Annotated in this window: 24 protein-coding genes; 12 read left to right on the plus strand and 12 right to left on the minus strand. The window is 64.2% G+C overall.

What is annotated here, in order from left to right; all coding sequences use genetic code 11:
* Window positions 1–116: 116 nt before the first annotated feature.
* The 3 genes from Q7V31_RS00085 to Q7V31_RS00095 form a co-directional block, all read right to left on the minus strand.
* Window positions 117–1,460 (minus strand): NDP-hexose 2,3-dehydratase family protein, encoded by a 1,344-nt coding sequence (locus Q7V31_RS00085; protein WP_370690610.1) that lies wholly within the window; start codon window positions 1,458–1,460, stop codon window positions 117–119.
* Entirely contained in the window at window positions 1,457–2,581 is a 1,125-nt protein-coding gene (locus Q7V31_RS00090; RefSeq protein ID WP_304731672.1) for a glycosyltransferase family A protein, read from the minus strand. The genes Q7V31_RS00085 and Q7V31_RS00090 overlap by 4 nt, the downstream gene beginning before the upstream one ends.
* A gap of 192 nt (window positions 2,582–2,773) precedes the next feature.
* On the minus strand, window positions 2,774–4,267 hold the full coding sequence (locus Q7V31_RS00095; protein ID WP_304731673.1) for a DUF2793 domain-containing protein: 1,494 nt from the start codon (window positions 4,265–4,267) through the stop codon (window positions 2,774–2,776).
* A gap of 174 nt (window positions 4,268–4,441) precedes the next feature.
* Here Q7V31_RS00095 and Q7V31_RS00100 point away from each other — a divergent pair, with 174 nt between their 5' ends.
* The 4 genes from Q7V31_RS00100 to mtnC all read left to right on the plus strand — a co-directional run bounded on the left by Q7V31_RS00100 (window position 4,442) and on the right by mtnC (window position 8,306).
* Entirely contained in the window at window positions 4,442–6,352 is a 1,911-nt protein-coding gene (locus tag Q7V31_RS00100; RefSeq protein ID WP_304731674.1) for a rhamnan synthesis F family protein, read from the plus strand.
* 78 nt (window positions 6,353–6,430) lie between these two features.
* Window positions 6,431–7,048 carry a methylthioribulose 1-phosphate dehydratase gene (gene mtnB, locus Q7V31_RS00105; protein WP_304731675.1) on the plus strand — a complete coding sequence of 206 codons (618 nt, stop codon included), beginning with the start codon at window positions 6,431–6,433 and terminating at the stop codon, window positions 7,046–7,048.
* Window positions 7,045–7,599, plus strand: coding sequence for an acireductone dioxygenase (locus Q7V31_RS00110; protein WP_304731676.1), 555 nt, complete (start codon window positions 7,045–7,047; stop codon window positions 7,597–7,599). Before mtnB ends, Q7V31_RS00110 begins: the two co-directional genes overlap by 4 nt.
* Window positions 7,596–8,306 (plus strand): acireductone synthase, encoded by a 711-nt coding sequence (gene mtnC, locus Q7V31_RS00115; protein WP_304731677.1) that lies wholly within the window; start codon window positions 7,596–7,598, stop codon window positions 8,304–8,306. Before Q7V31_RS00110 ends, mtnC begins: the two co-directional genes overlap by 4 nt.
* Before the next feature lie 51 nt (window positions 8,307–8,357).
* Here the strand turns inward: mtnC and Q7V31_RS00120 are convergent, their stop codons facing one another.
* Window positions 8,358–8,597: a YMGG-like glycine zipper-containing protein gene (locus Q7V31_RS00120; RefSeq protein WP_304731678.1), complete on the minus strand. Its 240-nt coding sequence runs from the start codon at window positions 8,595–8,597 to the stop codon at window positions 8,358–8,360.
* Between the two features lie 146 nt (window positions 8,598–8,743).
* Between Q7V31_RS00120 and mtgA the strand changes: the two genes are divergently transcribed.
* Window positions 8,744–9,478 carry a monofunctional biosynthetic peptidoglycan transglycosylase gene (gene mtgA / locus Q7V31_RS00125; protein WP_304731679.1) on the plus strand — a complete coding sequence of 245 codons (735 nt, stop codon included), beginning with the start codon at window positions 8,744–8,746 and terminating at the stop codon, window positions 9,476–9,478.
* 103 nt (window positions 9,479–9,581) lie between these two features.
* On the opposite strand, the gene Q7V31_RS00130 is transcribed toward mtgA, so the two are convergent.
* Together Q7V31_RS00130 and Q7V31_RS00135 are read right to left on the minus strand one after the other, a co-directional pair.
* Window positions 9,582–10,052, minus strand: a complete 471-nt coding sequence (locus Q7V31_RS00130; protein ID WP_304731680.1) for a hypothetical protein — start codon at window positions 10,050–10,052, stop codon at window positions 9,582–9,584.
* Entirely contained in the window at window positions 10,049–11,590 is a 1,542-nt protein-coding gene (locus tag Q7V31_RS00135; protein WP_304731681.1) for an FAD-dependent oxidoreductase, read from the minus strand. Before Q7V31_RS00135 ends, Q7V31_RS00130 begins: the two co-directional genes overlap by 4 nt.
* A gap of 276 nt (window positions 11,591–11,866) precedes the next feature.
* Between Q7V31_RS00135 and Q7V31_RS00140 the strand changes: the two genes are divergently transcribed.
* The 5 genes from Q7V31_RS00140 (at window position 11,867) to Q7V31_RS00160 (ending at window position 15,408) form a co-directional block, all read left to right on the plus strand.
* A complete protein-coding gene (locus Q7V31_RS00140; RefSeq protein ID WP_304731682.1) occupies window positions 11,867–12,136 on the plus strand; it encodes a type II toxin-antitoxin system RelB/DinJ family antitoxin in 270 nt (89 codons plus the stop codon).
* On the plus strand, window positions 12,114–12,431 hold the full coding sequence (locus Q7V31_RS00145; RefSeq protein ID WP_304731683.1) for a type II toxin-antitoxin system YafQ family toxin: 318 nt from the start codon (window positions 12,114–12,116) through the stop codon (window positions 12,429–12,431). Before Q7V31_RS00140 ends, Q7V31_RS00145 begins: the two co-directional genes overlap by 23 nt.
* A 243-nt stretch (window positions 12,432–12,674) precedes the next feature.
* Window positions 12,675–14,102: an aldehyde dehydrogenase family protein gene (locus Q7V31_RS00150; RefSeq protein ID WP_304731684.1), complete on the plus strand. Its 1,428-nt coding sequence runs from the start codon at window positions 12,675–12,677 to the stop codon at window positions 14,100–14,102.
* A gap of 600 nt (window positions 14,103–14,702) precedes the next feature.
* Window positions 14,703–15,011, plus strand: coding sequence for a DUF2834 domain-containing protein (locus tag Q7V31_RS00155; protein WP_304731685.1), 309 nt, complete (start codon window positions 14,703–14,705; stop codon window positions 15,009–15,011).
* 13 nt (window positions 15,012–15,024) lie between these two features.
* Entirely contained in the window at window positions 15,025–15,408 is a 384-nt protein-coding gene (locus tag Q7V31_RS00160; RefSeq protein ID WP_304731686.1) for a limonene-1,2-epoxide hydrolase family protein, read from the plus strand.
* 7 nt (window positions 15,409–15,415) lie between these two features.
* Here the strand turns inward: Q7V31_RS00160 and Q7V31_RS00165 are convergent, their stop codons facing one another.
* A complete protein-coding gene (locus Q7V31_RS00165; protein WP_304731687.1) occupies window positions 15,416–16,090 on the minus strand; it encodes a hypothetical protein in 675 nt (224 codons plus the stop codon).
* A gap of 470 nt (window positions 16,091–16,560) precedes the next feature.
* Here Q7V31_RS00165 and Q7V31_RS00170 point away from each other — a divergent pair, with 470 nt between their 5' ends.
* Window positions 16,561–18,618: a C1 family peptidase gene (locus Q7V31_RS00170; protein ID WP_304731688.1), complete on the plus strand. Its 2,058-nt coding sequence runs from the start codon at window positions 16,561–16,563 to the stop codon at window positions 18,616–18,618.
* Here the strand turns inward: Q7V31_RS00170 and Q7V31_RS00175 are convergent.
* The 3 genes from Q7V31_RS00175 to ppk2 form a co-directional block, all read right to left on the minus strand.
* Window positions 18,615–19,928 carry an MFS transporter gene (locus tag Q7V31_RS00175; RefSeq protein WP_304731689.1) on the minus strand — a complete coding sequence of 438 codons (1,314 nt, stop codon included), beginning with the start codon at window positions 19,926–19,928 and terminating at the stop codon, window positions 18,615–18,617. The genes Q7V31_RS00170 and Q7V31_RS00175 overlap by 4 nt on opposite strands.
* Before the next feature lie 381 nt (window positions 19,929–20,309).
* Complete coding sequence (locus Q7V31_RS00180; RefSeq protein ID WP_304731690.1) at window positions 20,310–21,131, minus strand: 23S rRNA (adenine(2030)-N(6))-methyltransferase RlmJ; 822 nt, start codon at window positions 21,129–21,131, stop codon at window positions 20,310–20,312.
* The gene (ppk2, locus tag Q7V31_RS00185) at window positions 21,128–21,946 is read right to left on the minus strand and encodes a polyphosphate kinase 2 (protein WP_304731691.1); all 819 of its coding nucleotides are present in this window, start codon (window positions 21,944–21,946) and stop codon (window positions 21,128–21,130) included. The genes Q7V31_RS00180 and ppk2 overlap by 4 nt, the downstream gene beginning before the upstream one ends.
* 218 nt (window positions 21,947–22,164) lie before the next feature.
* Between ppk2 and Q7V31_RS00190 the strand changes: the two genes are divergently transcribed.
* Entirely contained in the window at window positions 22,165–24,207 is a 2,043-nt protein-coding gene (locus Q7V31_RS00190; RefSeq protein WP_304731692.1) for a TonB-dependent receptor, read from the plus strand.
* A 3-nt stretch (window positions 24,208–24,210) separates the two neighbouring features.
* On the opposite strand, the gene Q7V31_RS00195 is transcribed toward Q7V31_RS00190, so the two are convergent.
* Complete coding sequence (locus Q7V31_RS00195; protein WP_304731693.1) at window positions 24,211–24,894, minus strand: ChrR family anti-sigma-E factor; 684 nt, start codon at window positions 24,892–24,894, stop codon at window positions 24,211–24,213.
* Window positions 24,891–25,562, minus strand: coding sequence for a sigma-70 family RNA polymerase sigma factor (locus Q7V31_RS00200; protein WP_304731694.1), 672 nt, complete (start codon window positions 25,560–25,562; stop codon window positions 24,891–24,893). The genes Q7V31_RS00195 and Q7V31_RS00200 overlap by 4 nt, the downstream gene beginning before the upstream one ends.
* Window positions 25,563–25,603 lie beyond the last annotated feature (41 nt).

Raw genomic sequence — 25,603 nt, forward strand, 5'->3', positions numbered from 1 at the left:
CCCTCGCCTGTACTTTGGAGATCAGTGTAAATAGGGTTTTATCGAGCGGCAAGCAAGCCTGCATTGAAGAGGGGTGTGCTGCTCGCCGTCTGGTTGCTACCAGCGCCGGGTTCTCATCAAGCCCATGCGAGTAGTATTGAGATTGCGTTTCGAAGTTCGTTTGTAAAGCAACCCTGTATCGCGAGACCAGCTTTTAGTTCGGCCAATGTCAACCATGCCTGATGATGGTGGCGCGTCGGAAGTTCGGACGACGGATTCAATTCTACAATTTGATAGCGGCATATCGATTGAAAGAACCGGCCGCCTTCGTCAGACTGAAGCACTTCGGCAACTAGCTTACAGTGGGAGAGGTGCTCAGAAATGGAAACTTGATTGTCCTTGTCATTTCCTGTGCCGGATTGTAGCGACGGGCCGAACTGGAGACCGGTCAAATGTCCCGGTTCTGTATAAGGGCGTACCAAAAACTTCAAGACTCCTGCAATATTGGCGCAGATCAGCACAACGGACTGAATCTCTTGGGAAATGAGCAACGGCTGACACCAGTCAGCAACTTCGCGCATCGGCATGTGAACCGAAAAGAACTGCGCTTCGGGAATGCCGGGTTTTCGCCGGAAGACACCATCCTCGCGAAACACGAATGACTGCGATTGGTTAAATGCACACAGGCCGACCTGTAGCTGCACTGCAGCGCGGGCCGTTTCAATGAGACGCATCAGCTTTGAGGTGTGTTCGGTTCTCGGTCCCGTTCCGAAGGAATAGAGCAACTGGCGACCGAAGTTCGTTTGACCTGATGGCCCTTCAAAAGGTCGCCCCGGAAGTTCGCTGATCAAACCCCAGTCGGAGCAGGAGAGTACAGAGCGCGCATCGGTGTTGAGAGAAAAGTCTTCCAGTAATGCTGCACGCAAGTCAGTGCTATTGGCCCATATCCAGCCCTCAGGGGGTGGAGTATCAGCAAGGTCCCTCACCAGAACGACACTGTTACGGTTATATTTTCCGAGAAAACGATCTCCCTGTTCCGACTGCAATGTGTTGGTCACCGTCGTGGTGTCGGAACGTATGGTGGTGAAGTATTCGAGAAAGGATGTTGGTCGGCCACCGTGGACCTGCGTGAAGTTCGATTCAGTGGCCTGTACGCTGGGCGCGGCCTGAGTTAGATGAATATTACCCGGTTCGGGCTTCAACTGAATGAGCCATTTGTAACCATCGATATCCGGAGCGACTAGGAAGCCTAAAATGCCTACTTCCGGCTGGTCGATCAGCAGCACCTCGGAACTATCCAGAACTTCGTCGTTTGACGTAGCTCGGACTAGAACCAGAGAGAAAAATCCGTCTCGTTCATGGCTCACGCGGTCGCCGTCAAATTTCCAAGCATAGCATTCCGAGAACGGAACTAAGCTGACAGAATCCCGTGCGCGCCTACGCTGTGCCGAAAGTTCTGCAAGTAGATGTGATGTCATCATGGCGTACGGTGGACTGGTACAAGCTGCTCGTCGGCGTATTGCAGCGTTTCAGTTAGGTTCGGAAGTGTGTCGATTGTCTGCCCGGTCCTAACGCGGATCAATTCGTGAAAGTATTTAATCCTCTTGTCCGGTTGCCAGAGATACCAATGGACGAAATCGAAGCCTGTCCATCGATAAATCTCCGCCAAGAGATTCAGAGTTGTCTTGTGTTTGAGCCAACTCGGTGCGCTTGCTACAACTTCCAACCTGCCCGGATTACGAACGGGCAAATTACGCTCATGGGCTTTGCTGACATCATCATAAATAAGGACGCGTATGCCTTCGGACCCCAGCTGCTCGATGAGATTGACGAGGGTGCCATAATGCGGTTGTGGAACAGCGTACTGTGACTGCCCAGCGAACGTGCGGCGTGGGTCATGATGGATATTCAGCTTCAGCGTTGTTGGTTCTTCGCCAAGTATCGTCACCGGGCGAAGTCTCCATGCTCGCAGTAGCCAGTCCTGGAGCGATGTGCGGTGCAACATGTATGCTGGGCGCCACGGTCCAATCCGGAATGCAAACTCCGTCCGCAACAGCCATGAGCTTGCTGGCTCAAAAATGTAGTTTGCACCGGCATAGGCACGCCGGAGCGAGCTTGGAACGTTAAGTTCGACAAAGGCCGGACGATCCAATTTGGCTACCAGTTCATCACTTGTCGCCGCAAAGGCCGCTCGGCCGAGACAGAGATCGGCATCTTGTCGCTCAAGTGCCGCTACGGATTTCTCGAGGTGATCAGGAAGCCACAAATCATCATGGTTTAGGAAAGCCACAAATTTCGTGTCCGCAAGGTACAGCCCGACTGTATTTGGGCCGTGCTGGCCACCACTCCGCTTCGCTAAGTTGATGTAATGGAATCGTTCGTCTTCCATCGCGCTGACGCAAGACGCTATCGACTCGTCACAGCAATCCCCAATGACAAGGGTCGTCCAATTAACGATGGTCTGCCGTTTTACACACCTAAGAACTGCCGGCAGCACGTCCGGCCTGTCACAGGCCGCGACTATGACGGTCACACCTGGTCGGTAGCTGCACTTTCTTGGACCTGGGAATCTTGTAGGCCAGTGCGGATGTGCGGAAATCATATGCGAACCATCGAGCAAATTTGGACGTGGTGGCGCATCCAGATACGCAAGGCGCGGCCTTGAATGCAAAACTATTGACCTACATTTTCAGTTGGTCAACTGAATACTTGAGATCCCCCGGATAGATTTGTGAATATTGTCTTCGCGACTCAGGATGCAAGAAGGCGCTTCTGTTGGGAGGGCGCCTCGATATCATCGCGCTGCGCTTTCAAGCGCTGATAGTCTTTCCTCGAATCCCGCAGCCATCCAGATAAGGAGCTGATCGTAGCGAACTCCATATCGTCTACCAGCGGGTTCGGCCGGGGTATCAACTATACCATTGTCGCTGAAGACGGTCGGCTGTGCTTCCCAATGATCGACACACAAGACGCCATATTGGAGACCGTCGAGGCCTTCTGTCTCGAAGATCGTGAGCACGTCTTGTGCCGTCACACCTATGTGGAGACGTGCAGCGTCTCCTTTGCTCTCGATGGACGAAAGCCAACAGTAGATTCCGATGATTTCAGAGAGTCTCCTTGCAACGGCGCACTCCGCTTGCTGGAGCGATCTCAACGGCGTTTTCGCGTGGGCGTCTGATGTCTGGATTGTCCCATTGCTAGCGTGGATGTCCTTCCATCTTCGCGCTGCCGAACCGAGATCCTGAACATTGTCTGCGCCGGGCTGAACGATTCCTGTGCTCGTGATCCGCATGCGCTCGGTCGCACCGGTTGTCCCGGCAATAAATGAAATTCGAGTGGGGCAAGCTGTGCCACTCGTCGGTGCCGCGTCGACAGAGAATCGAATTGCGCCAGCCTGTCGATAAAAGGTGCCGTCATAGCCGAAGGAATTGAGAACGCCGATCGTGTCGTTTTCGGCAACAGCTGCAGGAGAGAGTATTGTTCCGCGAGCACGAAAGAAATCAAAACGGGTACCGGCCGCGTTGCCATCTGTGGCTGCTTGCATTCCAAGTGTAGGGCGACCGGTGTCGTTATTGCCTATGCTCACGGCTGGAGCGGCAGACAATGTTGGGGTCGCTTGCGAGAGGTCGACCGGGTCGCCGAGCGAGATTTCACCATCGCTTGTTACTTCGACAACCTCCTTCCACGTCTCCCCATCGGCGCTCATCTTGATCGAGAAGTTGTCGTTGCCGGTGAGGCCGAATTCGGCGCGGCCTTCGGCGTCGTTCTGGAACAGGATGGAGGCCGTGTTTTCTTCCGCGGCCTTGTTGAGCACCACGCGCATGTCGCCGCTGCCGGGGGTCTGGTCGTCGTGGGAGAAGAGGGCGGCGTCGGATTTGACGGCGAGGCGGTTCGTCGTGTCGGCCTCGGTGTTGATGCCGAATGTTTCGGCTTGCTCTGCCGCAGCCGTCAAATCGGTCCAGCCGCCGTCCGAAAAGACCACCAGCTTTTCCTCATCTTCGATCCAGGCCCGCCAGCCCGGCTGGGGGGCGAAGAAGGCCCATGCGCCGTCGAGCCAGGCGGCGATCTCGCCATCGCGTCCGCTCCACGTTTCCGATGCGCTTGCGGCGACGATGTGGCGCTCGCCGGGCGCCGGCGCGGGTGGCGGCGCGGCGAGGTCGCGGGCCTTCACCGCCAGATGCACCAGCGCGTCGAGCATGCGCAGCGCTTCATTGTGTGTGACATGTTTTTGCGCCTGGCTCGGCATGATCTGGGGCAGGCCGAGAAAATGGGTCGTTTCGAATGACATGGGCGGTCCCTCCGCTTTTCCGGGTGAAGCGATTGTGGGGCCGCGCGCGGGGGCGGGGATAAGTTGGCCGGCCTGCCTGTTGCGCCTTTTGCAACAATGGCTTATCGACGCTGGATGGTGCCGCAACGGCGCGGCCTCAACGGTGGCGGAGCAATGAGTGTGGGAAACGGCCCGATGCGCCTTTCCGTTGTGCAGACCGTTCGATCGGGACGGGCGGCCGTCCGTCTGACGCGCGCGGATGACGCGGTGCTGCCGGCGGGGCGCTATCTGTTGCACGCTTCGATGCCGGCGACGCGCCTCAACCGGATGCTGACGATCAGTGTTGCACCGGAAGGCGCCGGGACAGCGCGCGAAGCCGCGCTCGACTTCGAGCGGGCCGGCATCCGGTCCGGTGGCGCGGCGACAGCGCTGGTGCCGGTCTTTGTCAGAGAGGAAACGGCGGCGCTGGTTGTGGCGGCCGACATCGCCGCCGACGCGCTTGCCGGTATCGACTGGCGGCTGCAGCACAAGACCTATGCCGCCTTTTACGCGGTCCTGTTGTGGCGATTTGCGCGGCGTGTGGTTGCGCGGAAGGAAAGCCTGTCCATGATGTGGACGGCCTTCTGCCGGCACGGGCTCAACGGTGTCGGCGTCGCCTTGTGGGGCGACTGGGAGGCGGCGCTTGCCCGTTCGGCGCCTGCGTCGGGCTTCACCCGGCGCGCCCTCGATTATCCGGAGCAGGTCGGTTTGGCGGTGCGGCCGCCAGTTTTGGTTCCGTCATTGTGCCTTGTCGCCGACTTTTCGCGCGGCGCGACCATGCCGGCAATCGACGATGCGCTGCTCGCGCAGATGCGCCTTGCCGGCTTTTCGGCCCTTTGCCTGCCTTGCGGCTGGGACGGTGCGCGGCCTCTGCTACCCGCGCCGGTGCAACGCTTTCTCGGCGATGCGGAATGCGACTTTCCGTTTTTCTTTCGCCGGATCGACCGAGTCGCGGCGTCCGACGCCGAGATGGATGGCGAGCGGACTTTCGCTGCTGCGATCGCGCCTTATCTCGACGGTCCGAGATCGCTCGGTATCGGGGCGGCTGCTGGCACGCTGCTGGCTGGCACCGAGGGCGAGGCAGACGCGGCCGCGCGGCTTCCCGACACGCCGCCCACGCGATTTGGCCGCGCCGCGCATGCGGCGATCGGCAGGGCGCTAGCCGACGCAGACGGCTCCGCGGCGCCGGCCATTGTTTTTGTCGATCTTGCGCGGCAGGACGATGGTGGCTCCATGCTCGCGGAAGACCGCCGCTACGGTGATGCCTGGGTCGAGAGTTTGCGCGTTGCCCAGGCGCGCCACGCGGCCGCAGCGCACAAGCCGTCGCATCCGCTTCGTGCCGCGATCGCCGTTCACGCCTTCTATCCGGACGTTTTCGCCGAAATTCTTGCAACGCTGCAGGAGGTGCCGCCCGCGCACAAGCTTTTCGTTACCACGACCGCCGATCGTCAGGCGGCGATCGAAAGATTGCTGGCCGCGACAGGCCGCGACTATGCCTTGCATGTCTTCGACAATCGCGGCCGCGACGTTCTTCCTTTCATGAATATCTATGGCGAAATATGTGCCGAAGGGTTCGATCTGGTGGCGAAGGTTCACACCAAGAAATCGACACATCGCAGAGATGGCGAAGACTGGCGGCGGGCGCTGGTTGCTCAGATCGCCGGGCGGGGCGGTTTTGCGCGCATTCTTGCCGCCTTCGAAAGGGATGCGTCTCTCGGCATGACGGGGCCGGATGTGCACCTCACCGGCTTCCACAACAACATCGTGGTCAATGAGGCGCGGGTTTTCGGGCTGGCGCGGCGGCTCGGCCTCACCGCACGCGATGTGACGCATGGAACGTTCTTTGCGGGCTCGATGTTCGTCGCGCGGGTTGCTGCGTTGGCGCCGCTGATGAGCCTGGCGATCGACGCGGCCGATTTCGAGCCGGAAGCCGGCCAGCTCGACGGCACGCTGGCCCATGCGATCGAGCGCGGCTTTGCCCTGAGTGTCGTTTCAAGCGGCATGCGTGTGGCGGGTGTTGAAGATGTGCTGCGGCGGGGCTCAATCCTGTGGAATATGTCGGCCTAGCGCACCGGTCCACCAAGGCTTCCATCATCGCGTAATTCCACTATGGTGGCGCCGATTTTGAGTTCACCGGAGTTGCCGATGTCCGCCGTTGGAACGAGTTTTGCCGAAGCCGCGCAGGGTGTTATCGCCATGGCGCGATTTGCCGGCGCGCGCGGCTGGGTGCCCGCCACCAGCGGCAATTTTTCGGTCCGGATCGACGGGGCCCGCGCGGCGCTGACGGCGACGGGCGGTGACAAGGCGCAGCTCGACGCGAGCGGCGTCATCGAGGTCGAGATCGAAGGCGCCGCGCATCCGCGCGCCTCGGCCGAAGCGCCGCTGCATCTCATGCGCTATGCGGCGCGGCCGGAGATCAATGCCATCGCACATGTGCATGGCGTGGCGGCGACGGTGCTGTCTCGGCGGCATGCGGGCGCGGGCGTGCTCCGGCTCGAAGGTTGGGAACTGCTCAAGGCCTTTGCCGGTGTGACGACGCATGAGACCACGCTCGACATACCGATCGTCGGCAACGACCAGGACACGGTGCGTCTGGCGGCGCTGGTGGAAACGCGGCTGAAAGACGGGCCGCAGCCGCCGGGCTACCTTATCGCCGGGCACGGCCTATATGTGTGGGGTGCGAACGTCAAAGAGACGATCCGCCATATGGAGGCTTTCGATTTTCTGCTCACCGCACAGATGCATGAGGAGGGCGCAAGATGACACAGCTCACCGTTTATCCGGATACGGATCCCGACAAGGTGCTGCTCGAGACAAGCGACGGCGCGGCCATTGCTACGTCGCTGGCCGAAATCGGCGTGGCGTTCGAGCGCTGGGCGGCACCGCATGCGCTTTCCGACGACGCCGATCAGGCGGCGGTGCTCGCCGCCTACAGTTCGCAGGTCGAACGCTTGATGAATGAAGGCGGCTACAAAAGCGCCGATGTGGTGCGGGTCAAACCCGACAATCCCGACCGTGAAGCGCTCAGGCAGAAGTTTCTGGCCGAACACACGCATGACGATGACGAGGTGCGGTTTTTCGTCGAAGGCGCCGGTGCGTTCTATCTGCGCAAGGGTGGGCGCGTCTATCGCGTCGTCTGCGAACGCAACGATCTGATTTCGGTGCCGGCCGGCACGACGCATTGGTTCGATACGGGCCCCGCGCCGCATTTCTGTGCCATTCGCATATTCACCTCGCCTGAAGGCTGGGTCGGCCATTTCACCGGCGACGATATTGCGACGCGCTTTCCGAAATTCGAGGGCCGGGCGGCGTGAACCAAATTCGCGCCATCGTTACCGACATCGAAGGGACGACGACACCAATCGTCTTTGTGCATCAGGTGCTGTTTCCGTATGCGCGCGAGCGACTGGCGGCGTTTGTCGCCGCGCATGGCGGCGATACGGAAGTCGCGCTGGCGCTGGCGGAAGCGCGCGTGCTGGGCGGCGTTCCCGAGGCGTCAACGGACGAAACGGTGGCGCTGCTGCTGTCATGGATCGACGAGGATCGAAAGGCCGGGCCGCTGAAACTGCTGCAGGGCATGATCTGGCGGCAGGGCTATGAAGCGGGCGTGCTGAAGGGGCCGGTCTATGCGGATGCAGCGGCGATGTTGAGGCGCTGGCACGAGCGCGGGCTGCGGCTTTTCGTTTATTCTTCGGGGTCGGAAGAAGCGCAGAAACTGATCTTCGGCTATTCCGATCAGGGCGATCTGAGGCCGCTTTTCGAGGGATTTTTCGATACGCGGATCGGCGGCAAGCTCGAGGCGTCGTCCTATGAAGCGATTGCGCGGGCAGCCGCGATGCCGACGGATGCGATGCTGTTTCTCTCCGATCATGCGGGCGAGATTGCCGCGGCGCGGGCAGCCGGGATGCAGGCGGTGCTGATCGATCGCGCGATGCCGCCCGAACTCTGGCACGACGAGGCGGGGGCACTCGTCGCCGGTTCGTTCGACGCGGCCGAACGCGCGGTGGTGTTCGGCAAATAAAAAGGCCCGGCGACAGCTCGCCGGGCCGATTTGTCTATGAGCGGCAAGATGTTAGCGCTTGCACTTGCCCGAGTCGCGGCAGCCGATATAGGCGCCGGCGGCAGCACCCACAACGCCGCCCACGACCGCGCCGGTTCCAACGGAACCGCCGGTGACCGCACCGGCGGCCGCGCCGACGCCAGCACCGATGGCGCCGCCGGTCAGGGCGCCTCTTTCGGTCTGGTTGAGATTGGAGCAGCCGACAGTGAGCAGAAAGGCCGCCATGGCAAAGGCTGTTGCCGTTTTCTTCATTTTCGTCTCCATCGGTATGAATTCTTTCAAATAAGCAAACGATCGCCGCGAGCGTCGCAGGGGATCGGGGCCGGAGCGTGTCCCGATCAAGGCAATTGAGGCCGGGCGGGCTTGTGCGGCCGGGCGTCCTTGCAGATGATCGCCGGATGAGCGAGGACATCAAACCCGAAGGACCCGGCGGCGACAGGCTGCGCGAAAGTGCTGCCGAAAGCGCGGCATTGCGCCATTTCCGGCGGGTGGCGCTGATTGCGGCGCGGGCGGTGCTGTTTCTGTTTTTCGCGCCGGCTGTCGTGATCCTCATCTATGCGGTGGTGCCGCCGCCGGTGACGCCGCTGATGCTCATTCGCGCAGTGGAAGGGCACGGGTTGTCGAAGGACTGGGTGCCGCTGACGCAGATTTCGCCGCATCTGCAGCGCGCGGTGATCGCAGCTGAGGATGGCAAGTTCTGCCTGCATGGCGGCTTCGACTGGCAGGCCGTCGACAGCGCGATCGAGCGGCGGCGCCAGGGCGGGCGCGTGGTCGGCGCCTCGACGATCAGTATGCAGACGGCCAAGAATCTCTTTCTGTGGCCGGCCCGCACCTATTTCCGCAAGGGCGGCGAAGCCTATATAACTGTCTGGCTGGAAACGCTTTTAAGCAAGCGCCGCATCCTCGAACTCTATCTCAACGTGATCGAATTCGGCCCCGGCCTTTATGGCGCGGAGGCGGCGGCACGGCATTATTTCAAGGTCAGCGCGGCCGATCTTTCGCCGTCGCAGGCGGCGCAACTGGCTTCGGTTTTGCCCTCGCCGCTCAACTGGCGGCCGTCGCCGGGCGGGCGCGCCGGCACGATCGAAGTCAGGGCGCGATCGGTCCAACTTGGCAGCGACGGACCCTGCTGACCCCCCCCTCTGTCACAAAACTGTCATAAAACTGTCACATACCGCCGCGGCAGAAACTTGTCCCCGGGTTTATCCCCGGGTTTATCCCGCAAACGGCGCGTGCTCAGGCGGCGGGTGTGCGCGTGCGCATGATCAGGGCGGCGAGCGCACAGAGATCGGCCTCGGTTTCGGCGAGATGCCACTTCTCGATCGCGACCATGCGGTCGCCGAGATAGTCGGCGCGGGTGCTGGCGGCCAGCGCGCGGCGCGCGAGCTCGGGCGAGGCCGAGGGCGACCAGCCGAAATTGCGCAGACGGCGCGCGAGACGGGTTTCGTAGACGGCGCGCGTCTCGGCGGGGCGGCTTTCGGCGAACCAGATTTCGCCGAGCTTCGCGGCGGCGGCCGGATCGGCCAGCAAATTCAGGAAGTCCCGGTTGCCGATCGAAAGGCTGGCGGGGCCGCGCCGGAAGAGGATGGCCGGGATGGCGGCGGCGAGGAGGGCGGTGGCGCCGAGGATGACGATGTCGCGGCGGGACACCGACCGGTGCGGGGCGGGATGGGGGTCTGCGTGGCTGTGGTCGACGTCCCGGGTCATTGGTTGAACAAGCCTTCCGCAAAACGGTTTTTCAGATGATCGGCCAGACGCAGCGCCAGCGCCACCAGCGTCAGCGTCGGGTTGACGGTGCCGCCGGTCGGGTAGAGCGAGGAGCCGGCGATATAGAGGTTCGACATTCCGTGTACGGCGCAATTGCCGTCGGTGACGCCCTTTTTCGGGTCCACCGCCATGCGCGTGGTGCCCAGATGATGGTTGCCCCAGCCTTCGGCCTCGGTCCATTCGTCGCGGGCGGGGAAGAGCACGCGGACGCGGCCCTCACCCCAGCCGCCAAAGGCACGCGCCAGCGCTTCGAGATTGCCGCGCAGGCTGTCGGCGTCCGATTTCTTCAGACGCCAGGTCAGGCGCGTGCGGTTGAGGCCGAGCGCGTCCTTGTCGTCGGCAAGCGTGATGCGGCTGGCGGGGTTCGGTTCCTGCTCCGAGGCGCAGCCGACGCCGACGCGCCAGCCAAGCTCTTCGGTTGCGGCGGGCCGCGAGGTGGTGTCGCGGGCGAGCTTCAGCACCAGCGGCTGGATCCAGGCGGCCGGATCGCGCTGGCCTTCTTCCGAGCCGGTGGCCTCGGTCACCGCATAGCTCATGCCGAAGGTCAGCACGGTGCCCATGCGCCGCGTGCGGCGCAGATAATCGGGCGAGAAGAGGAAGCAGCCGCGCACGACCGAATTGTTGAGCTTGGTGTAGGTGCGGTAGAAGCGCGCGACCAGATCCGGGTCGGTGACGAGGAAGGTCGCCGGCGAGGGGATGTGCGGATGCTCCATGAAGTAGCGGCCGACATTGCCGTTGCGGTTGCCGAGGCCGGCCGTTTCGACGCTGTTGGAATAAAGCAGGATACGCGCATTCTCGATGCCGCCGGCCGCCAGGATGCAGGCCTTCGGCTTCACCTCGAAGCGGACGCCGGACAGCGTGCCGATGCGCAAGGTGTCGACGCGGGCGCCGTTTTCGGCCGGCACGATTTCCATCACGTTGCTGTTGAGGTAGCAGGTGACGTTCGGCGCGGCCTCGATGTCGGGCCGGTATTTCTTGCCGAAGCGGGTGGGCGGGCTGTAGATGAAAAAGCGCGTCATCACCTCATCGCCGGCCAGCGGCAGCGGCTCGCCGCCCTCGGACCAGGCGGTGGCATCGTCGAAGGCAGTGGAGCGGAGCTGGCAGAGCTCGGCGGCGCGTTCGTAGAAGGGGTCGAGATCGGCGCGCGTCATCGGCCAGCCGGAATGGGGGACCCAGTCGCGGACCTCGAAGTCGAGGGGCTCGAGCGGCCGGGTCCAGCCGCCCCAGTGATTGGTGGTGCCGCCGAAATAGCGCAGCCTCGAACTTGTCAGCGGGTAGTCGACGCCGCCCATCTCGCCTTCATAGAGGGCCTGGGTGTCGGCATCGAATTCGAAGCCGCCGCTTTCGATCAGCGCCACCGAGATGCCGGAGCCGGCCAGCTCGCGGGCGATCGAGATGCCGGCGGCGCCGGCGCCGATGATGGCGAGGTCGGTTTCGATGACCGTTCCGTCGGGAACGTTGCGTCCGTCAATGAACATGGAGAATTGCCGGTCCTTCGTTTCTTTCGGCCTGCGGAACCAATTCCGGTCCGCCGTGCTCTTGTCTATCGGGATCGCGACCGAATTGCGGCGGCGACCGGCCTTTGTCGCGCCCCATCATCCGGCCGCCGCCGACGGTGCCTGAATCGGCTCCATATTGCCTGAAGGAATGGCATAAACCCTCATTTTTTTGGCCACCGGCCCCGCGCCGCCCAATACTTGAAAGTGTGGCCCAATTGGGCTACATATGGGTTTCAGTTTACAGGAGATTTGAATATGTCCACCAGTGTCGTTCGCGCCCGCGTCGAAGACGATGTGAAGGAAGATGCGGCGGCCGTGCTCGGCGAGCTGGGGCTGACCGTGTCCGACATTATCCGCATGACTCTGACCCGCGTGGCCAGGGACCGGGCGGTTCCTTTCGACCTCACCGCGCCCAACGCAAAAACGCAGGCGGCGATGAAGGAGGGCCGGAAGCTGATCAAGGCGCGCCGGGCGCGGTTCTCCGATGGAGACGAACATCTGAATGCCCTCGGAAAAGCCCGCTAGCAGCAAACGCGCTTCACGGCCGCGCACGTCGGACCACACAAGGGCGTTCGAAAAAGACTGGGTCCGCCTCTCGCGCACCGGCCGCTACGACATGGGCCGCCTGAAAGAGGTCATGCTCCTGCTGATCGCGAATGACGGTCCTCTGCCGGCCGAGTGGAAAGACCACCCGCTCAAGGGCGCATGGGCCGACCATCGCGAATGCCATGTCGGCGGCGATTTTCTCCTGATCTACACCTGCGACAGCGAGTCGGTCGTTTTCGAGCGAACCGGGACGCATGCGGAACTCTTCGAATAGGGCGGAAGAGGCGGCAAGGCCGGATTTTCGCTGTGGGTTTGGCCGTTTTCGAGGCCCTTTTACGCTGGACCGGGCGGGTCGCCCCATGCGAGGTTTCTTGCCAACAGGAATCCCCTCTCCGGCATCGGGGCCGAGCCCGCACAAGGGCCCGGCCCGGACCCCTGAAAAGGCCCCGCACGCCGCATGAGACGGCGGGGGCCCCGACCGGCCGAGGGACGGCATCAAACAAGGAGGACTGCCCCCATGAAGGACTATCTGAAATTCTATATCAACGGCCAGTGGGTCGACCCGGCGACGCCGAAGACGCTCGACGTCATCAACCCGGCCAATGAAGAGCCTTTCGCCCGCATCAGCATGGGCTCGGCCAAGGATGTCGACAAGGCCGTGGCCGCCGCGAAAGCCGCGTTCCCGAAATTCTCGACGACGACGAAGCAGGAGCGCATCGAGCTCTTGCAGTCGATCATGGCGGTCTATCAGAAGCGCTATGCCGAAATCGCCGCCGCGATCACCGAGGAAATGGGCGCGCCGCAGAAGCTCTCGCAGCATGCGCAGGCCGCCATGGGCATCGCGCATTTCAACACCAATCTCGAAATCCTCAAGAAATACGAATTCGAGGAAGACAAGGGCCCGACGCGGATCGTGCGCGAGCCTGTGGGCGTGTGCGCCTTCATCACGCCGTGGAACTGGCCGATCAACCAGATCGCCTGCAAGGTGGCGCCGGCGCTGGCCGTGGGCTGCACCATGGTGCTGAAGCCTTCGGAAGTGGCGCCGATCAACGCCTATCTCTTTGCCGAAGTGCTGCATGAAGCCGGCGTGCCCGCCGGCGTGTTCAACCTTATCAATGGCGACGGGCCGGGCGTCGGCGCGCCGCTGTCGTCGCACCCCGATGTCGACATGGTGTCGTTCACCGGTTCGACGCGGGCGGGCATTCTGGTGTCGAAGGCGGCGGCCGACACGGTCAAGCGCGTGGCGCTGGAACTGGGCGGCAAGTCGGCCAATATCGTGCTCGACGATGCCGACTTCAACAAGGCGGTGGCCGGCTCGGTGTTCGGGATGATGTCGAACTCCGGCCAGAGCTGCAACGCGCCCTCGCGCATGCTGGTGCCGGCCGCGCGCCAGGACGAGGTGATCGCGATCGCCAAAGCCGCCGCCGAAAGCGTCAAGGCGGGCGACCCGAATGCCGAAGGCACGACCATCGGCCCGGTGGTTTCGGAAGTGCAGTACAACAAGATCCAGGGCCTGATCCAGAAGGGCATCGAGGAAGGCGCAACACTCGTGACCGGGGGCCCGGGCCGGCCGGACGGCCTCAACAAGGGCTATTATGTGCGCCCGACCATCTTCGCCAATGTCACCAACGACATGACCATCGCGCGCGAGGAAATCTTCGGGCCGGTGATGGCGATCCTGCCCTACAAGGACGAAGAAGACGCGGTGCGCATCGCCAACGACACGGTCTATGGCCTGTCGGGCTATGTGCAGGGCGAGCCGGCCCATGCCAAGAAGGTCGCGTCGAAGCTGCGCACCGGCAATGTGCACTTGAACCTTGCCGGCCCCGACCTCAACGCGCCCTTCGGCGGCTACAAGCAGTCGGGCAATGGCCGCGAATGGGGCGAGTTCGGCTTCGAGGAGTTCCTCGAGGTCAAGGCAGTGCTCGGGTATAACGCGGCGTAACGAAATACCGGATTCGTCCGGACACGGAAAAGCCGGTGCGGGAAATCGCACCGGCTTTTTTTGTTTTTGGGGGTGTGTTTGCGTTGAGTTCAGTGACGGCTAATCGCATCCTGCGCTAGTGCAGCGCGCCGTGTACGCCTGCTGGTGATCCGGGGATTGATAGGTACAGGCGATCAAGTAACCCTTTTCGTCATACTCATAATCGACAAGGTTCCAGCCTGCGCCGTCCTTATCCTCGCACAAGGCGTAGTAATGCTTCGGGGCATCGTCGCCGCAAGCAGCTAGAAGCAATGACAGGGCCCCAAGAACTGGCCCCAACAGCCTCATTTCTGGCCCTCTTGGGCGCCGCCGTGAACAGAAAAGAACATGGGTCTAGCGCTCCGGGCTGGCTTTCGTCCAAATGACGCGTGGGGCGCGAAGGTATTGCTGCCGCCTCGCACTGGGCCGCCATACTATAAGGCGGAATGTGAAAGGCGATGCCTTCCCGTTGGCGCGGGCGGGGCGCGTGTCACCGCTGTTTCTCTTCGCCTACCTCCGAGGTAATTGCCGCGCCGAGGCGTGGCGGGTGAAGCTCTCCGGGTAACAACGGGGAGCTTTTTCATGTCTGGACGTCTTCTGGCGCTTGTCGCCGTCATTCTTGCCTTCGGCGCTTTATCGGCGCTGGCGCTGATGGAGGCCGGCTATATCGGCATCTTCGCGCAACATTTCGAAAATTATGCCGGGATGCAGGTGCTGACCGATCTCGTCATCGTCTGCGTGCTCGGCATCGTCTGGATGATCGGCGACGCGAAGACGAGCGGGGTCAATCCCTGGCCCTTCGTGGTGCTGACGCTGGCGGCCGGCGCCTTCGGCATTCTCTTCTACCTCGTGGCGCGGGAGCTCAAGTCGCGCGCGCGGCAGACAGCGTGAGGGCGTATCGCGCATGACGAACAGCATGAGCCCGGCGGAAACCGTGGCGGCCTTTCTCGATCTGATGATGAAGAAGGATTACGACAAGGGGCTCGCCTATGTGACCGGCGATGTCGAATACGACAATGTGCCGATCGGCAAGGTTCAGGGGCCGGCGGGCATCCGCGCCGTGCTCGAACCGTTTTTCGGGCCGACCGTCAGCAATGAATACAAGGTGCTGCGCGCCTTGACCGACGGCGGGACCGTGATCCTCGAAAGGCTCGACCGGCATCTCCTCGACAATGGCTGGGTGGAGCTGCCGGTGACCGGCGTCTTCGAGGTCAGGGACGGCAAGATCGCGCTGTGGCGCGACTATTTCGACGCGGCGACGATCATCAGCAAATGGCCGGCCGGTTGAGCGGCGCTCAGAACGGCGCGACCATGGCAGCGAGGGTGCCGCCGCAGGCGGTCCGCAGCTGCTCGGCGTAGAAGCTGTGGCTGTCGCGGGCATCGCGGGCGGCGCGCATGGCGAAGACTTCGTGGGCGGTGCGGCATTTGGCGGTGGCGTCGGCGGCAAGGTCGGGCGGCAGGGCGCCGGCGGTCGCGGCATTGGCGAAATTGATGTAGCGCAGCGCACTTGCCTTCAGCGATGCCGCGCCCGGCTCGTTGGCGAGGATGCTGGCGGCCAGCGCCTGGCAGAGTTCGCCGTCGCGCTCGCAGATGCGGTCATAGGCAACCGCGTTCCAGTAGAGCGCTTCGCTGTAGGCGGGCGGGGCCGGGCGCTCGGACGCCGCCGGCGCCCTCGAGATCAGGCCGAAGACCGAGCCGGCGAAGAAGGGTTCCTTGTCGAGCCAGCGGCGGCCGAGCGCCAGGCCCTCTTCCAGCGTCCGGGCGGTGGCGACGCCGGCGACCAGATCCTTCTGCAGCATGTTGAAACGATAGAGGTCGCCGGTGCCGACCTTGCGATAGGCGGCGGCGGCGCGTTCGGCGATCAGCTGGTCGGCCTCCGCCTTGCCGAAGAAGGGCATCGCCTGCGCGGGCAGGGTGGCCGGGGCGGCGAGCAGCGCGGCGAGGAGGGCCTTGGCAACAAAACGGAACATGGCGAGGCCCCCGGAGTGGCGCGCGGGTTTGCGCGTGAGCCGGAGTATGGCGGGGGAATGCTAATGAAAGCTTGTTTCGGGGGAAGGAAGGAAGAAAGGAAGATTTTGGCACGCGGAGACGCGGAGGCGCGGAGAGGAGAGGAAGAAAGGTTTTGCACGCGAAGGCGCGAAGACGCGAAGAAGAAGGAAGTCAAGGACTCACGCCCACGGGTATCGCCTTCCACCTAGGCTGCTTCGCAGCTTCGGCGGACAAGTTGGCGATCCCGAGGACAGGCTCCGGCGCGGAGACGCAGAGGGGCTGCGGGTGGCGCGGGCGTCGATTTCCCACCCGCCCCTGGGGGCGGGGGCGCTGAGGGTGCGGCGGTTCGCGGCGTGAGCGGGCTTGACCGGCGGGCGGGGGCGGGGCGAGGATATGTTCCGTCTACAGTCTGTTGCGTTCGATGCGTATGGCCCGGACAGGGAGAAGCGCCATGGGAACGCGAAAACTCTTCAATCGAACATTCGACGCGCGCGCGGACAGGATCGATTTTCGCGACCTGCCCTACCGGCCGCCACTTGTCTGCCTGCCCGACCGGTTTCCGGAAGCGGCGGGACGGTTCTTCGCCGCCTATGCCAAGGCCGGCATGGTGCTCAACCAGGGCGAGGAAGGGGCCTGCACCGGCTTCGGCCTTGCCGCCGTCGTCAATTATTTGCGCTGGCGGCATGCGCCAAAGAAGGGCGCGGGCGCGAAGGGCGCCGTGCGGAAAGTCAGTCCACGGATGTTCTACCAGAATGCGCGACTCTACGACGAATGGCCCGGCGACGATTACGAAGGGTCGAGCTGCCGCGGCGCGATGAAGGGCTTTCACAAGCATGGGGTGTGCGGCGAAAGCAAATGGCCCTACGGCACGACCAAAAAGCCGGGGACGCCGAAGACGGGATGGGACACGGATGCGGCGCTGACGCCGCTCGGCGCCTATTACCGCATCGATGCGACATCGCTTGTCGAGATGCAGGCGGCAATCGTCGAGACGCATGCGGTCTATGTGTCGGCGGATACGCATGACGGCTGGGACCTCGGTGTCTGCGCGAACCTCGACAAGGCGACGATCGCGCCGCCAAGGAAAAAAGAGCGCGGCGGCCATGCCTTCGCCCTTGTCGGTTACACGGAAGACGGCTTCATCGTGCAGAATTCCTGGGGCCGGAAATGGGGCTATGAGGGCTTCGCCCTCCTGCCTTACGAGGACTGGGTGGCGAATGGCAGCGACGCCTGGGTGCTGGCGCTCGGCGCGCCGATCCGCGTTTCGAAAAGCCCGCGCGCGCAGTCGGACGCATCGCTGCAGGAACTGGCCGGCAAGGGCCTGACGCTGCGGCGCGGCCAGAAGCGCCCGGCGCCCGGCGTGCCGGTGTGGCGGGCGCAGGAAGAGAGCCGGCATGTCGTGATTGTCGGCGACAATGGCAAGCCCGACCGGCAACTGGTGGACGCGGCGGACGCCGCCGACGGGGTCGCGCAGGTCGCGCGCGAGGCGGTGGAGGCGGCGATCGCCAAGGGGTGCCGGCATATCGCGGTCTATGCGCATGGCGGGCTCAACAGCCAGGCCGCCGGCCTGAAGCGGGCGCGGCTGATGGGGCCGTGGTTCGCGGCCAACGGCATCCATCCGATCTTCGTGGTCTGGCGCACCGGCTTTCTGGAAACGATGCAGGAACTTGCGGGCGCGGCGGCCAGCCGTTTTCTCGGCTCTCTGGTGGCGCGGGACCAGGGGCGGTTTCTGGGCGCGCAGATCGAGGCGATCGATGGCGGCTTTGAAGCCTTCGCACGGGATTTCGCGGTGAAGCCGATGTGGAGCAGCATGAAGGCGCGGGCGCGCGCCGCAAGCGCCGGGCAGGGCACGATGACGCTGGTCGCGGACGGGCTGGCGGCGGCGCTGTCGAAAAATCCGGCGAAGGACGTGAAGCTTCACCTGCTCGGCCATTCGGCGGGGGCGCTGCTGCATGGCGAGTTTCTGGCGGTGCTGAAGGCGCGGGGGCTTGCCGCGGCGAGCCTGCATCTCTGGGCGCCGGCCTGCACGGTTGCCTTCGCCAACGAGAAATTCGGCGACGCCTTCAAGGCGGGGACGCTGGACCCGCGTCGCCTGTTCCTCTCCGCGCTCAGCACCGAGAACGAAAAGCGCGACCGCTGCGTGCCGCTCTTCTATTCGAAGTCGCTGCTCTATCTCATCTCGCGGGCGCTGGAGTCGGAACACAACACGCCCGTTCTGGGCATGGAGGCGCGCCAGCCCGCGCTCCGCAAGCAGATCCGGGATTTCGGCATTTTCGATCCGCAGGCGCTGGCGGCGCTCAAGGCGTGGGATCAGATCGGCAAGGACACGGTGGACGATCCGCCGGTGGCCACGGCCGACGTGCCGATCCGCCTTGCCGGCGGCCGGCGGGAGGCGATCGACGCCAATCACGGCTCCTTCGACAATAATCTCGACGTGGTGAACCGCGCGATCGAGCGGATGCTGGGCGGGCTGCCTGCCAAGCCGGTGACGGATCTCGCGGGTTTCTAAGGCGTCTTTCTTCGCTTCCGCGGTTCGTCGACCAGGAAGATCATGGTGAGGACGGCGGCGAGGAGGACGGCGATCGAGAGGGCGAAGAGGGCGTCGAAGGAGATCGCATAGGCGATGACGCCGCCGAGCAAGGGGCCCGCCGCATGCATCAGCGAGGTGGCGGTGTTGAGCATGGCGATGCGCATGGGCAGGTCGTCGCGGGCGCCGAATTCGACGATGATGTTCTGATTGCTGTTCTGGAAACCGCCCTGGCCGGCGCCGAGGCCGGCGAAAGCGATGGCCAGCGGCCAGAGCGTGTCGACGGCCAGCAGCAGCACGGTGGCCGCACCCCAGGTGGCGACCGAGAGGATGAAGACCAGGCGGTTGCCGAAGCGGTCGGCCAGCGAGCCCCAGAGAAGATTGGTGGTGGTCTGGGCGAGCAGGAAGGCGGTCGAGAGGATGCCGATGGTGGCGCCCGAGAGGCCGATGCGCTCGCCGGCATAGAGAATGTAGAAGGGCACCGCCATGGTGCCGAGCGCGGCGAGGCCGGCCGCCAGATAGAAGCGGGCCAGCGCCGGATCGGCCTTCAGCATCATCGGGATGTCGTGCAAGCGGCCGCCCAGCGTGGCGCGGGCGCGGATGGTCGGCGGTTCGGGCTCGCGCACCAGCATCAAGAGCGACAGGCCGATCGAAGTCAGAATGAAGGCCATCATGAAGGTCGAGGCATAGCCGTTGCCGAAGAGATTGCCCTCGACGAAATAATGTCCGCCCATCCAGGAGACGCCGGCGGCGGTGAGACCCGCCGCGAAATTGCGGAAGCCGGTGAGGCGGCCGCGCAAGCGCAGCGGGATCACCTTGGCCATCAGCGTGTTGAAGATCACCGCCTGCATGCCGTTGAAAAGGCCGAACAGGCAGAGGAAGCCGATGGCGGTGATCAGCGCCCAGCGGTCGGGCAGGAAGAAGCCGCCGAGCGCCAGGCCGAGCACGCCGGCGCGCATGCCCCAGCCGATCAGCAGGCCCATCGGCAGCACGCGCTTCCGGTGTTCGATCAGGGTGGCGCCGAAGATCGAAGAGGCCGACGCGCCCAGCCATTGCGCGGCCAGCGCCAGGCCGACCAGAAATTCCGAACCCGAGAGCAGGTAGATATAGGCCGGGACGAAAGTCGGCGCGTTGACGAGGCGGAAGCCGGTTTGCCCGAGCAGGCCGTGGGCGAGGTTGGCGGCGTAGTTGCGGCGCAGATTGGCCTCGATCTCGGCCTCATAGGCGGTTTCGGCCTCGCGCAGGCGGGCGGCGCGTTCGTCTTCGTCTGTCGGGGGGTCTTCCCGGTCCACGCGCCTTGTCCTTGTTCTGCCTGACTGTTTGTCAGGGTTGGCGTCGGGCGTCTTTATAGACTCGAAGCGGCGTTCGGGTCATTCGATTCCTTGGCGAAGGAAGAGTTTTGCACGCGGAGACGCGGAGGCGCGGAGAAGGGGGCACGCGAAGGCGCGAAGACGCGAAGGGGAAGAAGAAAGAAGAAGGACTCACGCAGAGGCGCAGAGACGCAGAGGGGCTGCGGGGGCGCTGGTGTCGATTTCCCACCCGCCCCTGGGGGGCGGGTCGAAAAATGCGAACGCAGTGAGGATTTTTCGGGGCGGGGGCGCTGAGGATGCGATGGATGCGTGCACTTGATTTGATTGCCCGCCGCTGGCGCGGCGGGCGCAAGGGAAGTGGGGTCAGGGGCGCAGCCATTCCTCGCGGGCGCGGGCGCCGGGGGCTTGGGCGAGGGTAACGGCCAGCCAGTCGAGCAGGTCTCTTGCGGTTCCGGCGAGCGTCCAGGGCGGGTTGACGACGACGAGGCCGCAGCCGGTCATGCGGGCGGGGTCGGCAGCCATGATGTGGAGTTCGAGGCAGAGGGTTTTCGGCGGGCCCTCTTCGGCCAGGCGTTCGAGAAAGGCGCCGGAGACCGAGGGGTCCTTGACCGGATACCACAATATGTAAGTGCCGGTTGCAAAGCGGGCCGTCGCATCCATCAGCGCCTCGAAGAGGCGGGAAAATTCGTCGCGGCTTTCGAAGGGCGGGTCGATCAGCGTGAGGCCGCGGCGCTCCTTCGGCGGCAGCATCGATTTCAGCGCGCCGTAGCCGTCGATCGCATGGGTCCTGACGCGGGCATCGCCGGCGAAATTGCGTTTCAGTTCGGCGGCGTCGTCGGGGTGCAGTTCGCAAAAGGCGAGGCGGTCGGTTTCGCGCGCAAGCCGGGCGGCGATCAGCGGCGAGCCCGGATAGGTGGCGAGCGGCTGGTCGCCCAGCGCAGCGAGATATGGCGCCAGCGCGGCATGCGGATTTTCGGCGGCCAGCACGCGGGCGATGCCGGCATTGAACTCGCCGGTCTTCTGCGCCTCGATGCCGGAGAGATCGGTCTCGCCGGTGCCGGCATGGGTGTCGAGCAGGAAGAAGGGTTTGTCCTTCAGCTTCAGATGCTCGATGACGAGGGCGAGGATGCTGTGTTTCATCACATCGGCGAAATTGCCGGCATGATAGGCGTGGCGGTAATTCATGGCGCCAGCGCACCCGATTTCAGCAGCGCCGGTTCGAAGGGCATGACGATGTGGCGGTCGGGCGCGACCGCCTTGATGTCCTTGCCGTCATAGTCGATGCGCGACAGCAGATCGCGGATCACGTTGAGGCGGGCATGGCGCTTGTCGTCGGCGCGGACGATCGTCCAGGGCGCCTGCAGGCTGTGGGAGCGGGCCAGCATTTCGTCGCGGGCGCGGCTGTAGTCGCGCCAGTGCTTCAGCGCCACGTGGTCGATCGGCGAGATCTTCCATTGCTTCAGCGGGTCCTTCGCGCGCGCGGCCAGACGCGTCTTCTGTTCGGGTTTGGTGATGTCGAGATAATATTTCAGCAGCTGGATGCCCGATCCCGTCAGCATGTTTTCGTAGAGCGGCACCGAGTTCATGAAACGCTCATGTTCCTCATCGGTGCAGAAGCCCATCACACGTTCGACGCCGGCGCGGTTGTACCAGCTGCGGTTGAAGAGCACGAGTTCCTGCGCGGCCGGCAGATGTTCGGTGAAGCGCTGGAAATACCACTGGCTGCGCTCGCGGTCGGACGGCTTGCCGAGCGCGACCACGCGGGTTTCGCGCGGGCTCAGATGCTGGACGATGCGCTTGATGACGCCGTCCTTGCCGGCGGCGTCGCGGCCTTCGAAGATCACCAGCAGGCGGCGGTCATGGGCGATGATGTCGCGCTGCAGTTTCACCAGCTCGACCTGCAGGTTGTAGAGATCCTTGCGGTAGCGCTTGTCGGAGACCGGCGCCGGCGGCGCCTCGGCCGGCTTCGGCGTTCTTGCCGGTTTCTTCTGTTTTGCCATTCCCTGCCGTCTTTCCGCTGCCATGCCCAGGCCCGGCCCGCAGCCTAGCCTGCCGGCGGCCGGGGCGGAATGGCGCCGCCGCCCCTGGTTTCACAACCGCCCTTTCGAGGGGTTGATCCCGGCGGCCGGAGGCTTTATGAAATGTTATAGTATAACATCTCATGTCCGGCGCCTTCCGCCGGTTGTTTCTGTCTGTTCCTGTTCGGGGGGGTTCTTCCATGAAACGCTTTGCTTCACCGCTTTACGCGGCCGCTTCCGTTATCGCGCTCGGCGCCGGTTCGCCGGCGCTGGCCGAGGAGGCCGTGGCGCCGACGGTCTTCGTCACGGCCTCGCCGCTGGCCTCGCCGCTGGACGAACTGGCGGCGCCGGTGACCGTTGTCACGCGGGAGGAGATTCTCGCCTCGCCGGCGACCAGCATTGGCGGGCTGCTGGCCGACAAGCCCGGCATCGCCGCCAGCTCCTTCGCGGCGGGCGCCAGCCGGCCGATCATTCGCGGCCTCGACAATACGCGGGTCCGGGTGCAGGAAAACGGCATCGGCGCCGGCGACGTCTCGACGGTCAGCGAGGATCACGGCGTGCCGATCGATCCCCTGTCGGCCAGGCGTGTCGAGGTGGTGCGCGGGCCGGCGGTGCTGCGCTATGGCAGCGAGGCGATTGGCGGCGTCGTCAATGTCATCAACAATCGCATTCCGACCACGATGCCCAAAGGCGGCATCGAGGGCGAGGTGTCGGCCAGCTACAATCACGTCGATTACGGACGGCAGGGTTATGCCGATCTCAATGTCGCGACCGGGAATGTCGTCTGGCATGTCGACACGTTCGCGCGCAAGACCGGCAATTACCAGATTCCGGATCAGCCGACCAAGCGACAACACCATACATGGACCGAGAGCGCGGGCGTGGCAGGCGGTGCGTCGGTGCTACTGGAGAATGGCCATATCGGCGCCTCGGTCAGCCATTACGACAGCGACTATGGCATTCCGGCACCGGAAAATCCGGGCAATCCGATCCATATCGAAATGCGGCAGACCAAGCTGCAGGCCTCGAGCGAACTGGAATTCGCATCCGGCTTTTTCAGCGGCCTGGATATCACCGGCGGCTACAGCGACTATTCGCATGGCGAGATCGACGCAACGGGGGCGACCGGTTCGCGCTTCGACAACAAGGAATGGGAAGTGCGGGGCGAATTGCTGCATCGCGCCGTCGGGCCATTCACCGGCGCGGTCGGGCTGCAGCTCCGCAACCGGCAGATCGAGGCGGCGGGCGAGGGCGGCGAGCTGCTGGCGCCGACCGAGACCGATGCCGTGGCCGGTTTCATCTTCGAGGAAATGCCGCTCGGCGAGCGGCTGAAGCTGCAGCTCGGCGGGCGCGCCGAACATGTCGATGTGTCGGGCCGGGCGCTTGACTTCACCCTGCCGCTGGCGCCGTTCGACTATGCGGTGTCGCGCCAATTCACGCCGGTCAGTGGCTCGGCGGGGCTGGTTCTGTCGCTCGATGGCGGCGTCGTGCTCGGCGCCACGGTGCAGCGCGTCGAGCGGGCGCCGGACGCGCTCGAACTCTTCTCGAAGGGACCGCATGAAGCGACCGAGACGTTCGAGGTCGGCGATCCGACGCTCGGCAAGGAGAAGGCGCGGTCGATCGAATTCAATGCGCGGCGCGCGGGCGACGATTTCTCTTTCGAGGCGGCGATCTTCCATACCTCGTTCAGCGACTTCATCTACAAGCGACTGACCGGCGAGACCTGCGACGACGATTTCGATACGTGTACGCCGCATGGCGCCGGCAATGAGCTCGACCAGGTGTTCTTCACGCAGGAAGACGCCACGTTTCGCGGCTTCGAAGCGGCGGGCAGCGTGACGCTGGCACGCTGGGGCGCGGCGCGGGCCGGCATCACCGGGCAGTTCGACATGGTGCGGGCAACGCTCGATGCGGGCGGTAATGTGCCGCGCATTCCGCCGATGCGGGCCGGCGCCGGGGTCTTCTATGCGGGCGAGGCGCTGTCGGGCAAGCTCGGTTTCCTGCACGCCTTCGCACAGGACCGGATCGATGCCAACGAGACCGAGACCGGCAGCTACACCAATCTCAAGGCGGAGCTGCGCTACCGCGTGCCGACCTCGGTGACCGGGACGACACCGGTCGAACTGGCGCTGATCGGCGAGAACCTGCTCGATCACGACATGCGTCATCACAGCTCGTTCAAGAAGAACGACGTGCTGCAACCGGGGCGGAATGTGCGGCTGGTGGCGACGGCGCGGTTCTGATGTTCAGAGCCCGATAAAAGGCTGGACCAGTCTCGCGGGCCAGCTTTCGAAGCGGATCGGGCCTTCGGTGAGGGCGAGGCAGATGCATTCCTCGCCCTCGTCGATGCCAAGGGCGTGCATGCGGCTGTCGTCGCTCTCTTCGACATCGCCGGGGCGGAAGCGGCCATGCGGATCGCTGAAGCTGCCTTTCAGCACCAGCACAAGTTCGGTGCCGCGATGGCCGTGCTTGGGCACGCTGACGCCCGGCTGGGCGCGCAGCATCCAGAGGCGCTGGTCGCCCGGACCGCCGCGCCAGAGCTTGACCTTCTTCATGCCCGGCCCGAGGAAACTCCATTTCAGTTCGTCGACGCCGCCGCCGAGCCAGTCGCGCAGCGGCGCGGGCAGGGGGTCGCCGGTCCTGACGCGCGGCGCGACCGGAACCGGCGCGGGCGGGGCCGGCGCATCGAGGCGGGCCAGTGTCCGCGCCAGCGCATCGGGGGCCATCAGATCGGGCGATACTGTTTCGAACAACGCACCGCCCGCCGCTTCGGCGACGGCCAGACGTTCGGCCGCATCTTCGAGGAAACTCAGATGCGCGGCGACCAGCAGCGACTGACCCTCCGACAGCGTGCCTGCCGCATAGGCCATCAGCCACTCGTCGCCGAGGCGATGGGTGACGGGCGAGGAATGGGCAAGGGCGGCACTCATTTCAGATCCTCCAGCACCGGCCGCAGGCGGCCGAACGCAAGTCGCAGTCTCGATTTGACGGTGCCGAGCGGGATGTCGAGGCGCTCGGCGATGGCCGAATGGGGCAGGCCCTCCAGAAAGGAGAGCGCCACCACTTCGGCCTGATCGGGCGGCAGGTCCGACATGGCCGCGTGGATGCGGGCGCCAATCTGGGTTGCCGCCATGCTTTCATCCGCCGGGCGCGGCGCTTCGGGTACCAGCATCGGCTCGGCCGGATCGAGATCCGGCCGGCGCTCGCGGCGCACCGTGTCGATGAAGCGGTTGCGCGCAATGGTGAAAATCCAGGTACTGGCGGCGGCTTTCGACGGATCGAACTGGCCGGCCTTGCGCCAGACCGTCAGCATCACCTCCTGGGCGAGGTCCTCGGCGAGGCGCTCCTCGACCCGCAGACGGCGCAGATAGGATTTCACGCGCGGCGCATAATGGCCGAACAGACGGGCAAAGGCCGTGCGGTCGGCATCGCGCGCGATGGCGGCGATCAGCGCCGCCATTTCTTCCGCCACTCCGTCCGATGCCGTTGCGGGCGTCCTGTCCCGATCCATCAAGCCCAGCTTTCTCAGGTTCGGCCGCCACGTCGTGCGGCCGGCACTGGCCGGGCTGATCTGCAATATGCCGGTTGCTGATGACATATGGCGGATACGCGCCCTGAGCGCCGGCGGATCACTTCGGG

This window comes from Parvibaculum sp., assembly GCF_030651915.1.
Lineage (GTDB): Bacteria > Pseudomonadota > Alphaproteobacteria > Parvibaculales > Parvibaculaceae > Parvibaculum.